Annotated in this window: 8 protein-coding genes; all 8 read right to left on the reverse strand. The window is 65.8% G+C overall.

All coding sequences use genetic code 11. The features are described 5' to 3' along the window. Positions 1-12 precede the first annotated feature (12 nt). Positions 13-3,531, reverse strand: coding sequence for a double-strand break repair helicase AddA (gene addA / locus NKJ04_RS00660; RefSeq protein ID WP_352672823.1), 3,519 nt, complete (start codon positions 3,529-3,531; stop codon positions 13-15). After that, entirely contained in the window at positions 3,528-6,662 is a 3,135-nt protein-coding gene (gene addB / locus NKJ04_RS00665) for a double-strand break repair protein AddB (RefSeq protein WP_352672825.1), read from the reverse strand. Before addB ends, addA begins: the two co-directional genes overlap by 4 nt. Continuing rightward, positions 6,659-7,387, reverse strand: a complete 729-nt coding sequence (locus NKJ04_RS00670) for a nucleotidyltransferase family protein (protein WP_352672827.1) — start codon at positions 7,385-7,387, stop codon at positions 6,659-6,661. Before NKJ04_RS00670 ends, addB begins: the two co-directional genes overlap by 4 nt. Then, positions 7,384-8,895, reverse strand: a complete 1,512-nt coding sequence (gene tsaE / locus NKJ04_RS00675; RefSeq protein WP_352631992.1) for a tRNA (adenosine(37)-N6)-threonylcarbamoyltransferase complex ATPase subunit type 1 TsaE — start codon at positions 8,893-8,895, stop codon at positions 7,384-7,386. Before tsaE ends, NKJ04_RS00670 begins: the two co-directional genes overlap by 4 nt. Before the next feature lie 8 nt (positions 8,896-8,903). After that, on the reverse strand, positions 8,904-11,459 hold the full coding sequence (locus NKJ04_RS00680) for a sensor histidine kinase (protein ID WP_352672830.1): 2,556 nt from the start codon (positions 11,457-11,459) through the stop codon (positions 8,904-8,906). A 199-nt stretch (positions 11,460-11,658) separates the two neighbouring features. Further along, positions 11,659-13,059, reverse strand: coding sequence for an adenosylhomocysteinase (ahcY, locus tag NKJ04_RS00685; RefSeq protein ID WP_023810629.1), 1,401 nt, complete (start codon positions 13,057-13,059; stop codon positions 11,659-11,661). Positions 13,060-13,231: 172 nt separating this feature from the next. Beyond that, positions 13,232-13,528: an HPr family phosphocarrier protein gene (locus NKJ04_RS00690; protein WP_027039963.1), complete on the reverse strand. Its 297-nt coding sequence runs from the start codon at positions 13,526-13,528 to the stop codon at positions 13,232-13,234. Further along, positions 13,525-13,926, reverse strand: a complete 402-nt coding sequence (locus NKJ04_RS00695; RefSeq protein WP_010912939.1) for a PTS sugar transporter subunit IIA — start codon at positions 13,924-13,926, stop codon at positions 13,525-13,527. The genes NKJ04_RS00690 and NKJ04_RS00695 overlap by 4 nt, the downstream gene beginning before the upstream one ends. Positions 13,927-14,031: the final 105 nt, after the last annotated feature.

Here is a 14,031-nt window from a genome sequence, read left to right on the forward strand (position 1 = left end):
GCAGGTGTTGTGTCACGCTCGCGTGAGTCGAGCAAGAGCGTCGTCCATGGCGCTGGCCGGCAGTTCGATCAGCCGTGGCGCCTCGGTGAACAGCAAGGCCGCCTTGACCGTGCGGCCGGGATAGAGCGGTTGCAGCAAGGCGCGATAGAGCGCGAGCTGCAGGACATAGGCCGGCGTAACCTCGGCCAGAGAGCCGGGCGCCGGCCGATTGGTCTTGTAGTCGACGATCGACACACTGTCCGATGTCACCGCCAACCGGTCGATCTTGCCGGAAATCGAGCGCTTCTTGCCCTTGACCTCCAGGCTGCCCATGATCGCGACCTCGGCGCGCGACGTCGGTGCAAACAGCTGACCGAAGCTGACGTCGGCAAGGATTGATGTGACCGAAGCCAGGGCCTTTTCACGCTCTGACGAAGGCCATTCTGCACCGGTTCGTGCGAGATAGCGTTCCGCCGCGCCCTGGCGTTCGGGCTCGGCAATGCCGGGCAACATCTGCAGCAGTTTGTGCAGGGCAAGCCCGCGCAGCACGGCAAAGCCCGGCTCGGCATCGGCGTCCAGCACCGGAGACGTCTTGTCGACCACAGCTTCCTTGCCTTCGTCTATCAGCGCCGAGGCACCGGATGGCGACAGCGGACGCGGCAGATCCTCGAAGGGCGGCAAGGGCCGGAACAAAGTCGCCGGCAAAGGTCCGAAAGCATCCGTCCGCCGCGCCTGCTCGCTGGAAGCCTGTGCGACCGGCGGCAGCTTGGTGACATGGAAACGATGCACCGGCTCGCCGCCGGCGGGATGCGCACGCTGTTCGCTTTCCGGCGCGCCGATCAGCGCGCGGCTGACGATCGAGTGCCAGGTGCCGGCGTTCGGCGCCCGCTTGCCGTGATAGCCGCAGACGATCAGCCGGTCCTCGGCACGGGTCATGCCGACATAGAGCAGCCGGCGGTATTCGTCGTCGGCGAGTTCCCGTGCCCGCGCTGCCGCTGCTTTGGAAAAGCCGTTGGCGACGTCGCTGGCCGAGCGCCAGAGATAGCCCTTGCCGTCCCAGTTCGCGCCGGAGCCGTCGAAGGGCATCAGGCGCGGCAAATGCTGGTCGCTGAACGGGGCGGAACCGCCATCGACCAGGAACACGACCGGCGCTTCCAGCCCCTTGGCAGCGTGCACGGTCATGACCCGGACCTCGTCGCGGGTCTGGTCCATCTCCCGCTTGATCTCGGGACCGGCGTTTTCCAGCGTCGACAGGAAGGCTTCCAGCCCCGGCAGGCCGGTCCGCTCCTCGGCAAGGCAGAAGCTCAGGAACTCGTCGAGAATGTCGCCGGCTTCGGGCCCAAGCCGCGCGATCATCTTGCGGCGCACGCCATCGCGCGCCAGCAGGCAAGCGTAAAACTCGAACACCGGTTTGAAGGCGGCCTCGTTCGTCCAGATGTCGACCTGAGCGACGATCTTCGCCATTCTCTCGCTTTCGCCGGCGTGCTGGCGCAGCGATGCGATCAACGACAGGCCAGCCGGCCTCTGCGCGGCGAGCGTGAAAAGCGTCTCTTCCGGCAGATCGAAGATCGGGCTGCGCAGCACCGCGGCGAGCGACAGGTCGTCCTGCGGCTGGATGAGGAGGTGACCGAGCGCAATCAGGTCCTTGACCGCGATGTGCCCGGGCAGGCTCAGCCGGTCGGCGCCGGCGACCGGAATGTCGCGGCGTTTGAGTGCGCGGGTCAGCGCATGGACGAAGCGATCGCGTTTGCGCACCAGCACAAGCACATCGCCCGGCCGCAGCCGCTTGCCGCGACCCTCGATGATCTCACCGGTGCCGATCCAGCCGGCTATGGTGGCGGCGACGTTCTCGGCCACGCGCACCGCCGGCGCGTGCGCATGGTCGATGGCTTGCGTCCAGTCGTCGGGCTCATCGACGACATCGGCGCCGACTGACGGCCACACCTCGACATAGCCCGGTGCGTCGGTGCGGATCGCCTGGTGGCGCAGCGGATCGGGATCATGGCTGATGCCGCGCCGCACGCTCGCGTCGGCAAAGACGCGGTCGACCGCGGTCAGAACATCGTCGGTCGAGCGGAACGACCAGGTCAGCTTGAGGTCGGCAAAGGACGCCTCGGCGTCACGCACTCGTCCGGCGAACAACAGCCGGCTGTCGGCGAAGGAGTCCGGGGCAGCCCCCTGGAACGAATAGATCGACTGCTTCTCGTCGCCGACGGCGAAGACCGTGCGATGGACCCTGTCGCGCGCGCCCAAGCCGGCAAAGAATTCTTCCGCCAGCCGTTTCACCACTTCCCATTGGTCCGGACTGGTGTCCTGCGCTTCATCGAGCAGGATATGGTCGATGCCCTGGTCGAGCTTGTACTGCACCCAGGGGCCGGCGTCTGGTCGCGCCAGCAGGTTGACGGTGCGGGTGATCAGGTCGTTGAAATCGAGAAAGCCGCGGCTGCGCTTCAGCATTTCGTAGCGGGCGATCAGCCAGTCGGCGATGGTCAGCGCCGCTCTTGTACCCTCCAGCATCCGGAACAGGGCCAGCCGGTCGGTGGTTTCGACGATGGCGTTGGCGGCCGAGAGATAGCGCTCCGCCAGATCCGGCAGCCGGTCGACCAGGGCCTTCTTGAAGGCCTTTGCCGGGTCGTAGGCGTCGCCATCGGTCTTGAGGAAGGCTCGCGCGAGCAGTTGCAGGCGCCGAATGGGATCGCCCTCGGCGAAAGCCTGCCGCGCATAGGGCAGGATGTTGTTCAGCACCGATCTGGCGTCGGTGGCCTCGGCTGCGTGGGCGAAGCCGGCAAAATAGTCGGGCAGGAAACCCGGCAACGGCCATACCGAAGCGGCTATGCCCTCGGCCGTCTGGCCTGGATGGAAATGGAATTCGTCGAACAGGGCCTGGAAGCGCGTGCCGTCACGCCCGACGGCGTCGATGAAATTGCGCAAGCCGTCGCGCTTGCGCACGATCTCACCCAGCAAGGCGTCTAGCCCGGCTTCGCCGCCCCGATCGAGAATGGCGGCAAAAGCCTCAGCCAGATTCTTGTCACCGGCGGATGTGCCCGAAATCATCTCGCGGCGAGCCGCGGCAAACAGCGAGGCCTCCATCTGGCCGTCGAGCATCTCGAAATGGGCCGGGATATTGGCTTCCAGCGGGAACTGGTGCAGCACCGATTCGCAGAAGGCATGGATGGTCTGGATCTTCAGCCCACCGGGTGTTTCCAGCGCCTCGGCGAACAGGCGCCGCGCCCGGCGCATGGTCTCGAGATCGGGCCGGCGGCCCTCCAGCGCCTCGACCTTTGCCGCAAGGTCCGCGTCACCAAGCGTCGTCCACTCCGACAGCGTCGAGAACACCCGGTTCGACATGTTGGCGGCGGCGGCACGCGTATAGGTCAGGCACAGGATCTTCGACGGATCGGTGCCGCGCAGCAGCAGCCGGATGACGCGCTGGGCCAGCACATGGGTCTTGCCGGATCCGGCATTCGCCGACACCCAGGCGGAATTGCCGGGATCGGCGGCGCGGGCCTGGCTGGTCGCGGTGTCGCTGGGGATCGGATAGGCCTTTTTCATGCCTCCCCTCCCTCGTCACCGGCATCGCCGCCTGCCGACCATTCGAGCACGCGGGCAAGATGGTCGTAGTCGCCATCGGTCTCGCCTTCGCGGAACGGCAGCGCGCGCGACAGATAACCCGTCGCAGGATCGGCATAGTGGATCAACAGCTTTTCCAGCCGCGCCCAGGCGTCTTCGGCAAGGTCGGTCGCGGTCCGCGGCTGGCGATTGTGTTCGAGGATGGATTCCTCGAACACCTCGCCATTCGGCTTCAGCCTGATGAAGGCCAGTTGAGAGGGCTCGCGCGCGCCCAAATCCTTGAAGGCGCCGCGCCTGAGCAGCGCGCCCTCCAACGCCAGTTGCGGCGCAAGCAGTGTGTGCGCCTGCGCCTTGGACGGCGAGGACCCCGTCTTGTAATCCAGTATGTCGGCCATGCCGCCGGCCAAAAGGTCAACGCGGTCGGCGTAGCCGGACAGAGTCACGCCGGATTGGCCGACGACGGTCTTTCCGGCGCGCTCCTCGGCATGGCGCCTTGTCACTGCATCGGCGCGCGTGCGCTCCCACTCGATGATGTTTGCGGCGAGTTTCTCGAAACGTGGCCACCACACGGCCTCGACATCCGCCGGAAGGTCGGCTTCGACGAAACAGACGCGGCCGGCGGCGATAAGGCCGGCAAGCGCATCGGGGGCGCGCGGATCGGCGACGCTGCCTGAGAACAGGTGCAGGATGGCGTGAAACAGCGTGCCGCGCTCGGCCGCACCAGGATCGCGAATGACCGGATCGAGCGGCATCAGGCCGAGGATGCGTCTTGCATAGACGGCGTAGGGGTCACGGCGCAGGGTCTCGATCTCGGTGACCGAGAAATGCGTCGGGCGCACCGACAAGGGCGGCTTCGGCTGCGGCCGTGGCGCGAAATCCTGCCTTGGGCCTGTATCCAGCGCGCGCGCCCAGGCGAGCAGTTCGTCGCCACGCCGGCGCAGCTCCACTGCCTGATCTTTGCCGATGAAGGTCAGCAGCCGCTGAAGCCAGCGCGACGGCACGGCGGGTGCGTCGCCGGCACGCGCCGAGCGGGACAGCACAACCTTCCTGGCGCCCATGGCCATCTGGAAATCATGCGCGGCAAGGCCGATGCGCCGCTCGGGCGGTTCGAGGTCGATGCCGGTCTTCATCAGCCGCGACATGAAGCGGTCGCTCTCGGGCTTGCGCGGCCATACGCCCTCGTTGAGCCCGCCGATGACCAGCGTGTCGACGGTCTGCAAGCGCGCTTCCAGCGCGCCCCAGATGGCGATGTTCCGGTCGGTGCCGTGTGCCGGCTTGACCGTTTCAGGCGCGATCAGCGCCGCCATGATATCGGGCCACTCGGTCGCCGCGAAGGATAGCGAAGCCGAAGCCGCGACCAGCCCGCGCAGCAGTTCGGCAAGCTTCTCGCCGGCGTCACCGGCATAGAGTTCACCAAGGCCTCCGTCGGCGGTGCGGCCGAGATTTTCGAGGGTGGCGACACTGGCCCTGACAAGCGCGGCAAGGTCGGCATCGTCCCGGCCGCGGAAGGCTGCGAGCGGCGCCAGCGCCTGCTTGAGACGTTCAAGCAAATTCCGGGCGGTTTCGATGGAGCGCACGGTCAGCCGGGAAAACCAGAAGGGCTGCCGGCCGCCGCCGCCCAGGCCGGTGAGGCGGGCCTCAAACAGTTCCGGCACCGAAACGATGTCGGGGCGGCCGGTGCCGCCGCGCAGCGCCACCAGCTCGACCAGTTCCGCCGCGTGGCGCACATCGGCCCGTTCGAGGCCGAGGCCAAGCAGCGGATGCTTGAGCAGCGACAGCAGGCCGACCGGATCGCCTGGCCTGAACAGCGCCTCGAGCGCCAGCCTGAGCAGGCTGGCCGCGGGGGTGTTGGCCAGCGGCGTGCCACCGGAATCGTCGGCAACGACGCCGAAGCGCTGGAGCTCGATCGAGACGCGCCGCGCAAGCGCGCGGTCGCCGGTGACGAGAGCCGCCCTTTGGCCGGGCTGTTCGACCGCGCGCTTGAGCGCGACGGCGATGGCGACGGCTTCATCACGTTCGCTTGCAGCTTCGAGCAAGGTCACCCCGGCGAAGGCGCCGGCCATATCGGAGGCCGGGAAGCCCGCACGTGTCTCGGCCCAGAGTTCGGTGGTCTCGGCCGGCCGCAGCGCTTCGCCGACAAGAGCGGCGCGGAGCGCCAGACGCGGCTCGGCCACGCCGAGCTCGTCGACGTCACCGCGCAGCCCGCCGACCTTGGCGATCAATCTGGCCAGGCCATATTGCGGGTGGCCGAGCACGGCTGGACGCGCGCCTAGCGCGGCGATTGCCTGGAACGACGCTTCGTCCAGCGTACGGTCGAGGCCGGGCAGCACGATGGCGCCGCCGGGCAGGCCGGCGATGGCGGCAAGCAGTTCGGCCGTGGCGGGTATCGAGCCGGTCGAGCCCGCGGCGATAACGGGGCCGGCGGGCGGATTGCGCAGCAGCCGCGCCGCCTCGGCGCGGATCAGCGCACTGCGATGCGCGGCCGGATTGGAGCGGTCGCTTTCCGCGAGGAATTTCGGCCAGGCTTCGGTGACGATGCCGAGGAATTCGAGCGTCACCTGCCACCATCCGGCAAGATTGCCGGTCACCAGATCTGTGAGCTTGGCCCAGTCGGTGCCTTCCGTCTCGATCTCGTCCATCAGCCGGGCGAGATCGCGCGCCAGCCAGATTGCGTCGGCGGTGGAAGCCGGGATGACGATCTCCTCGGCGAAAAGGGCGGCGACATGCGCCGGCAGCCGGCGTTTCCAGGCCCGAACCAGCGGCGTCAGCAGCAACAGGCGTTCGGTTGCCGAAATCGGCGGCGCGAGATCGATGGCCGCCGATGCCTCCGTCTCGAATGCGGCCTCATCCTCGTCGAACTCGCCCAGTGGCCGGATGACCGGCAGGATCGCCGAGCCGCCGCCGCCGCGTGCCGCCAGGCTGTCGACGAAGACACCCCGCAGAGCGCGCGCAGCACGGCGTGTCGGCACATAGATGGTGACATCGGCCAAAGCGAGCGGGTCGCCGTCAAATCGAAACCCCGGGACAAGACGGCCGGCAAGCAGCGCCTCGGCAAGCGTCGGCAGAAACGGCGCTCCGGGCGGGATCGAGAAAACGCGGCTGGAGCCGCTCATTGCGACTCGATGAGCGCACCGGCGACCGCCGCTTCCGCGAGCGGTACGGCATCGGGCGTGCCGACGGTGATCCAGTGGCCATGCATCGGCATGCCGAACAGGCGGCCGGCCGCGATGGCGGAATCGAAATAGGCGTTGAGCGAGTGCGGCCCGGCCGGTGCACCCTCGAACAGGCGCGGATGGACGATCGCCGCCCCGGCATAGATCAGCCCCACCGGGTCGCCTTTCGAACGCCGTAAGCCGCCATCCGGCGCCACCAGGAAATCGGTGCTGCCGCAGTGTCCGGTCGCCTGTTGGAGATCCGCCAGCATCAGCAGAATATCCATTTTCGCCGCGTCCCATGCAAGGGCGAGGCGCTGGAGATTGAGCGGACCGTCATCGATCCAGAAGGTGTCGGCGTTGAGGATGTAGAAGGGCTGATCGCCCAGTTCCCGCAACGCCTTGACGATGCCGCCGGCGGAATCGAGCAGTTGTTCGCTCTCGTCGGAAATGACGATGTTTGGCGCGCGGCGGGCAGTGACATGGGCGACGATCTGTTCGGGAAAGTAGTGAACGTTGACGACCGCCTTGCCGACGCCGGCGGCGGCCAGGCTGTCCAGGCTCCAGTCGAGCAACGTCTTGCCGGCAATCCTGACCAGCGGCTTGGGAATGGTGTCGGTGATCGGCCGCATGCGTTTGCCAAGGCCGGCGGCAAGTACGATGGCGGTGTCCGGTCCTGCTGTCACAGCGCTCGCTCCTCCAGCAAACCGTGGGCGTCGTAGAACTCGCGCAGGCTTGCCAGCGCCGGATGAGACAAGGCCCGGCGCAGATAATCGCGGATGCGCGGCAGGTGCTTCAGATAGTAGGGCTTGCCGTCGCGTTTTTCGAGACGGACGAAGATGCCGAGGATCTTGGAATTTCGCTGCGCCGCCATGATGGCGTAGGATTCCAGGAAGCTTGCTTCGTCGAAAGCACCGGCTGCGTGGCGCGCCGCGACATAGGCATCGAGCGCCGCTCTCTCGAGCTCGGGCGACATCGTAACACGAGCGTCCATGGCAAGCGAAGCGACGTCATAGGCGGACGGGCCGATCAGCGCATCCTGGAAATCGACGATGCCCAGCCGGTCATGGCCGGAACGATCACCGCGCCAGATGATGTTGGGTGAATGGAAATCGCGCAGCATCAGCGTGACCTCGCGGCCTTGCAGCCGGTCGAGGAGCGCGTTCCATTCCTTGTGGTAACCGGCGCGCAAGGCATCGCTTGCCGGGGCGCCGGAGATTGCAGGCACGTACCAGTCGACCAGCAGGTCGGCTTCGATCATCATCGCATCGCGGTCGAAGGGTGGCACGTCGTGGAAGCCGCCGTGTCCCGTTTCCAGGCGCCGCGGCCAATTTCTGCCATGCATCATGGCCAGCAGCTCGGCCGCCGCCGCGCAGCGCTCGGCGACCGGCTGGCCATCGCTGCCGAGGAACCCTTCGGAACCAAGATGTTCGAGCAGCAGGAATCCCTGTTCCTGGTCTTCGGCATGGATTTCCGGGACACTGACGCCGCCGGCCCTCAAGGCGCGGTCGATGGCGACGAAGGCGGAGACCGACTGGGCGGTATGAGCGATCTCGGCATAGGGCCTGCCATCGCGCACCGGGGGGCCGAGCACCAGCCGTGGCGAATTCATCAGCACTCGCGGCTTCTGGTCCGGCAGCGAAACGATCTCATAGGAGCGGGCCGAGGCATCGCCAATGAAATGGCGGCGTTGCGCTTCCCCCCAGCCTGCGTTCACGAGAAAGTCGCGCATGGCCAGCGACCGTGCCGCCCGATCGAAGGCAGTTCCCTGCCCCGACAATCGCGCCAGCCGGCCGTCGCCATGCTGGACGAGCTCGATCAGGATCGTGGTTTTCGGCAGATGGGCTTCCGCCCGTTCCGGCCATTCGACCAAAGCAGCACCCTGCGCCAGGGCTTCGTCGAAACCAAGTTCATCGAGCTCGTCCGCCGAGGACAGGCGGTAGAGATCGAAATGATGGACCGGAATGCGGGTGTCGTAGCTCTGCACCAATGTGAAGGTCGGACTCGGAACGTCGAGGCCGGCATCGTCGGCCAGGGTCCTGATCAAGGCCCGCGCCAGCGTCGACTTGCCGGCGCCCAGATCGCCCTTGAGGGCGAGCACGTCGCCCGAGCGCAGCGACAGCGCCAAATCTTCGCCCAGCCGCGCTGTGTGGGTCTCGTCGGCGAGTAATCGCTCCAGCACCAGTCCGGTCATCGAACGCGCTACTCGGCCGCGGCGCGGATGCCCGGCATGTCTGGAAAGGTGCAGATGACGGTCGTGCCCTTGTCCTTGCCGGTTTCGATGCGAACGCTGCCGCCATGCAGCTCGACGAAGCTCTTGACGATCGACAAGCCGAGGCCGGCGCCGCGCCGGCGGCCGCCATTGGCGCGCGGCTCGAAACGGCGGAACACCGAATCAAGCACATCCGGCGGCATGCCGGGGCCGTCGTCATGAACCGAGAATTCCACCCCGTCCGCCAGATGGCGGCAAGTGAGCCGGATGATGCTGGCTTCCGGGGCGTAATTGGCTGCGTTGCTGAGCAGATTGTAGAGGATCTGGCGGACGCGGACCTCATCGCCGTGAAATGTCTTCGGCGCCGCGACGGCGTCGACCTGGAGACTGATCGAATGCTCTTCCAGCCGGTCGGCCACCAGCTCGGCCGCAGCGGCGATGGTGCGATCGACCTGCACTTCGGAGATGTCGAGCTGCATGATGCCGGCGTCCACCGTCGCCAGGTCGAGGATGTCGTTGACGATGGTGAGCAGGACCGAGGAGGACGAGCTGACATGCTCGACATATTCGCGCTGCTTCTGCGTCAGCGGACCGGTCGTGGGCTGCGACAGGAGTTCGGTGAAGCCGATGATGTTGGTCAGCGGCGAGCGCAGTTCATAGGAGACGTGCTGGACGAATTCGTTCTTGAGCTGGTCGGACTTTTGCAGCGCCTCGTTCTTGTCCTTCAGCGCCCGCTCGACATGGACGCTGTCGGTAACGTCGACGAAGGTCATCATCACCTGCCCGTTGGGCAGCGGGATCATGGCGTAACTCAGCACATTGCCGTTGTTGAGCTCGGTCTGTCCGTGGCGGTCGCGGCGCTCGTCGTCAAAGCCGGTGATGGCGGCAACGAAGCTGGGCCAGGGGCTGTCCGCGGCCTGCCGGTCGCAGAGGTCACGTATCGCCGACACATGGACGCTGGGCTTGGCCGCTTCACCGCTCAATCCCCAGAGAGTGGCAAAGGCAGGATTCGACAGCCGGAGCCTGCCGTCGGGTCCGAACACCGCCACGCCTTCGGCAAGATTGTCGAGCGTCTCGCCCTGAACCCGCACCGCTGTCTGGTAGCGGCTTTCGAGGTCCATCTTCTCGGTCAGGTTCTCGAACACCCAGGTCACGCCGCCCTTGGGCTGCGGATTGGCGACGACGCGAATGGTCTTGCCATCCGGCAGATGCCACCAATGTTCCTGGGATTCGACGGCGCGATAGGCGCCGAGCAGGCCTTCCTTCCAGCGGCGCCATTCAGGCTGTTCGGCGATCTTGCCTTCGCTGCGCAGCCGGTCGAGCAGCAAGGCATTGTCGGGTGCGCTGTGCAGGAAGCCGGCGTCCAGCCCCCAAAGCTTCTGGAAGGCCTGATTGAAGAACCGCAGCTTCTCGTCGATGTCGAAAATGGCGACCGCCGTGTTGAGCTGGTCGAGCGTGTCGGCGTGGCTTCGCACCGTCCGTTCGTATTCGCCGCGAACGGCCTCAATGGCACTGGTGTCGCAGGCAAGGCCGGCCGAGCCATCGCTGCCGGCGAAATCGGTGACCGCGAACACACGGCGGTCACCTTCGATCACGGTGGACAGCGACTGCTCGAAAACCGGATGCGTCTTGTGCTGGGCGGCAATAGCATCGCGCGCCTGACCGCCGAGGAACTCCTTTTTCTCCCGAACCGCGGCTTCGGCATTTTCGGCTTCGACGGCATCGGCATAGGCGCGGTTGACCCACTTCAGCCCGCCATCCTCGCCGCGGAGCCATGCCGGCATGTTCATCGCGTCGAGCAGGCCGATCATCGTGTCGTGGTCGGCGGCCAGCCGCTGGTTCTCGATCTTCAGCCTGGCCTGGCTGCGCTGCGTCTCCGAGAGCGAGACGAAACGCACGAGCACATGCGCGGCACTCTTGCGGCCATGCACTTCGAGCGGCGCGCCGGCCTGCGATTCGATGACGAGGTCGAAGGGTTTGGCCCTTTCGCGCAATCCCGCGACGGCATGTTCGAGTGCCGCCGCCGAACGCGGCATCAGCCAGCGGCCGAAAGCAAGAAAAGCGGCCCTATCCTCGGGAGCGCCGCTTTCGACGGGCAATGTGCCGATGAGCTCGGGCTTCTTGTTTTCCGCGGCCCAGACGACGACGCGCTGGTCGCGCAGATTGAGCAGCGCCTCCGAACGGCGGAGCGCCGCGTTGATGTCGGCCAAGCGGCTCCTGAGTTCGACATTCTCCGCCGAGGTGCGGGCTCTTTCGCGGATGAGAACGATGGCCGATATCAGTGCGGCACCAGTCACGCCGACGAACACGGCAAGCTGCATGACCTCGATGGCGCTCAGCGACAGTCCGGCGACGCTGGCAGCAGCGGTTTCGGCATGCGCGACGGCGCCAGCCAAGGGGACCGTGAGCGCGGAGGTGGCAAGAAATGTCGACGCGCGGGCGCGCCAGGACAGGCTCCCGCCTTCCAGGGCGGAGCCAGCAATCCCCGAATCGTCATGGCCGCCGGAAACGGCCCGTCCCGCTCTGTGCGGGTGTTGCCCCGGCATGTCTTGGTCCTCTCCGCCGCCTGAATGCAAGACCGCCCTGATGCGTGCCTCTCTTGACCCTCTCGGGCTGGAAGCATCGCCGAATCACCTGACAATAACCCCTCGCCGAATCGCCGTGAAGGCTGATGGCGCGCAAAAATATGGCCGGGCGAAAAGTCAATCGCCCGGCCTCAATATCTGGTAGTAATTTTAGCTTTGGTTAATAGCGGTAGTGTTCCGGCTTGAACGGACCCTGCGGCGTGACGCCGATATAGGCGGCTTGTTCACCGGACAGTTCGGTCAAGCGGGCGCCGAGCTTGTCGAGATGCAGGCGCGCGACCTTTTCGTCGAGATGCTTGGGCAGGACATAGACCTGGTTCTCGTACTGGCCGGGCTTGGTGTAGAGCTCGATCTGGGCCAGCACCTGGTTGGTGAAGGATGCCGACATGACGAAGCTCGGGTGGCCGGTGGCGTTGCCGAGATTGAGCAGCCGCCCTTCCGACAAAAGGATCATCCGCTTGCCGTCCGCGAAGGTGATCATGTCGACCTGCGGCTTGACGTTTGTCCATTTCAAATTGCGCAGCGCGGCGACCTGGATCTCATTGTCGAAGTGGCCGATGTTGCCGACGATGACCATGTCCTTCATCGAGCGCATATGGTCGAGGGTGACGACATCCTTGTTGCCGGTGGTGGTGATGACGATGTCGGCGGTGGGGGCCGCATCTTCCAGCGTGACGACTTCAAAACCGTCCATCGCCGCCTGCAGGGCGCAAATCGGATCGACCTCGGTGACCTTGACGCGGGCGCCGGCGCCCTTGAGCGAGGCCGACGAGCCCTTGCCGACGTCGCCATAGCCGCACACGACAGCGACCTTGCCGGCCATCATCGTGTCGGTGCCGCGGCGGATGCCGTCGACCAGCGATTCCTTGCAGCCATATTTGTTGTCGAACTTCGACTTGGTGACCGAGTCGTTGACGTTGATGGCGGGGAAGGGCAGCAGGCCCTTCTTCTGCAGCTGGTATAGGCGGTTGACGCCGGTGGTCGTCTCTTCGGTGACGCCGCGGATCGCCGCCTTCTGCTTGGTGAAGAAGCCGGGCGAAGCCTTCAGGCGCTTCTTGACCTGGGCGTAGAAGTATTCCTCTTCCTCGCTCTGCGGGTTGGACAGCACATCCTCGCCTGCCTCGGCGCGGGCGCCGATCAGGATGTACATGGTGGCATCGCCGCCATCATCGAGGATCATGTTGGAGAGGCCGCCATCGGCCCACTGGAAGATCTTGTCGGTGTAGTCCCAATACTCCTCGAGCGACTCGCCCTTGACGGCGAACACCGGGATGCCGGCTTCGGCGATGGCCGCGGCCGCATGGTCCTGGGTCGAGAAGATGTTGCAGGAGGCCCAGCGGATATCGGCGCCCAATTCCTTCAGCGTCTCGATCAGCACCGCCGTCTGGATCGTCATGTGCAGCGAACCGGTGATGCGCGCGCCCTTGAGCGGCTGCTTGGGACCGAATTCCTCACGGCAGGCCATCAGGCCCGGCATTTCGGTTTCGGCGATCTCGAGTTCCTTGCGGCCCCAGCCGGCAAGCGAGATGTCGGCGACCACATAGTCCTTGCTACCCGTCATGGCAGTACTCCGATGCGAATGTTGTGCTTGCGAATTTGTTGCGGACACGCCCGCGCCGGTCGGCGCGTCGAAGGGCGCGAATTGCCGGCCTGACTAGCAGATCGGAGCAGGGTCGACAATGGGATATAAAGAAATCTTTATCCCTGCATGTCTCTCAGACGCGCATCTGCACTCAGCATTCCTCGCCAAAGCGGGACGCCACCAGCTGCTCCAGGGCGTCGATGACCTGCCGGGCCTCCGGCCCGCTGGCGGTGACGCGGATCGAATAGCCGGGGCTTGCCGCCAGCATCATCAGGCCCATGATCGAGGTGCCGCCGACCTTGACGCCATCCTTCTCGACATGCACCGAGGCATCGAAGCCGCTGGCCAGCTGGACGAACTTCGCCGAAGCGCGCGCATGAAGGCCACGTTGGTTGATGATGGGAAAATCCCGGACAATTTGGTCTTTTTCCGGGGACAGCGCGGTCATTTGCTGCTCAGGAGCTGGCTGGCGACGTTGATGTATTTGCGGCCGGCGGCCTGAGCCTCATCGAGCGCGGCGGCCATATTGTCGCCCTTGCGGATCGAGGAGAGCTTGATCAGCATCGGCAGGTTCATGCCGGCGATCACCTCGGTGCGGCCGGATTCCATCACCGAGATGGCAAGGTTGGAGGGCGTGCCGCCGAACATGTCGGTCAGCACGATGACGCCCGCCCCGGTATCGACACGGGCAACAGCGTCGACGATGTCGCGGCGACGCTGCTCCATATCGTCGTCGGCACCGATCGCCACGGTTTCGAAATTGTCTTGTGGCCCGACGACATGTTCGACGGCATGTCGGAACTCGGTGGCCAGTTGACCGTGCGTTACAAGCACGAGTCCGATCATTCTTTGGTGGCTCCCGTCATCGCCGCTTCACAGGCGCATTTTATGCTCGCCAGCCAATCCAGGCGGCGGGAGCGCTATCTTGTCGACGCACGGCCCGTTGACAAG

This window comes from Mesorhizobium sp. M0618 (assembly GCF_040320765.1).
Taxonomy (GTDB): domain Bacteria; phylum Pseudomonadota; class Alphaproteobacteria; order Rhizobiales; family Rhizobiaceae; genus Mesorhizobium.

Excerpts from the sequence above, each read along its gene's own strand:
- addB (WP_352672825.1), bottom strand. The coding sequence starts at position 6,662 with ATGAGCGGCTCCAGCCGCGTTTTCTCGATCCCGCCCGGAGCGCCGTTT.
- NKJ04_RS00690 (WP_027039963.1), bottom strand. The coding sequence starts at position 13,528 with ATGACCGCGCTGTCCCCGGAAAAAGACCAAATTGTCCGGGATTTTCCC.
- tsaE (WP_352631992.1), bottom strand. The coding sequence starts at position 8,895 with ATGACCGGACTGGTGCTGGAGCGATTACTCGCCGACGAGACCCACACA.
- ahcY (WP_023810629.1), bottom strand. The coding sequence starts at position 13,059 with ATGACGGGTAGCAAGGACTATGTGGTCGCCGACATCTCGCTTGCCGGC.
- NKJ04_RS00695 (WP_010912939.1), bottom strand. The coding sequence starts at position 13,926 with ATGATCGGACTCGTGCTTGTAACGCACGGTCAACTGGCCACCGAGTTC.
- addA (WP_352672823.1), bottom strand. The coding sequence starts at position 3,531 with ATGAAAAAGGCCTATCCGATCCCCAGCGACACCGCGACCAGCCAGGCC.
- NKJ04_RS00680 (WP_352672830.1), bottom strand. The coding sequence starts at position 11,459 with ATGCCGGGGCAACACCCGCACAGAGCGGGACGGGCCGTTTCCGGCGGC.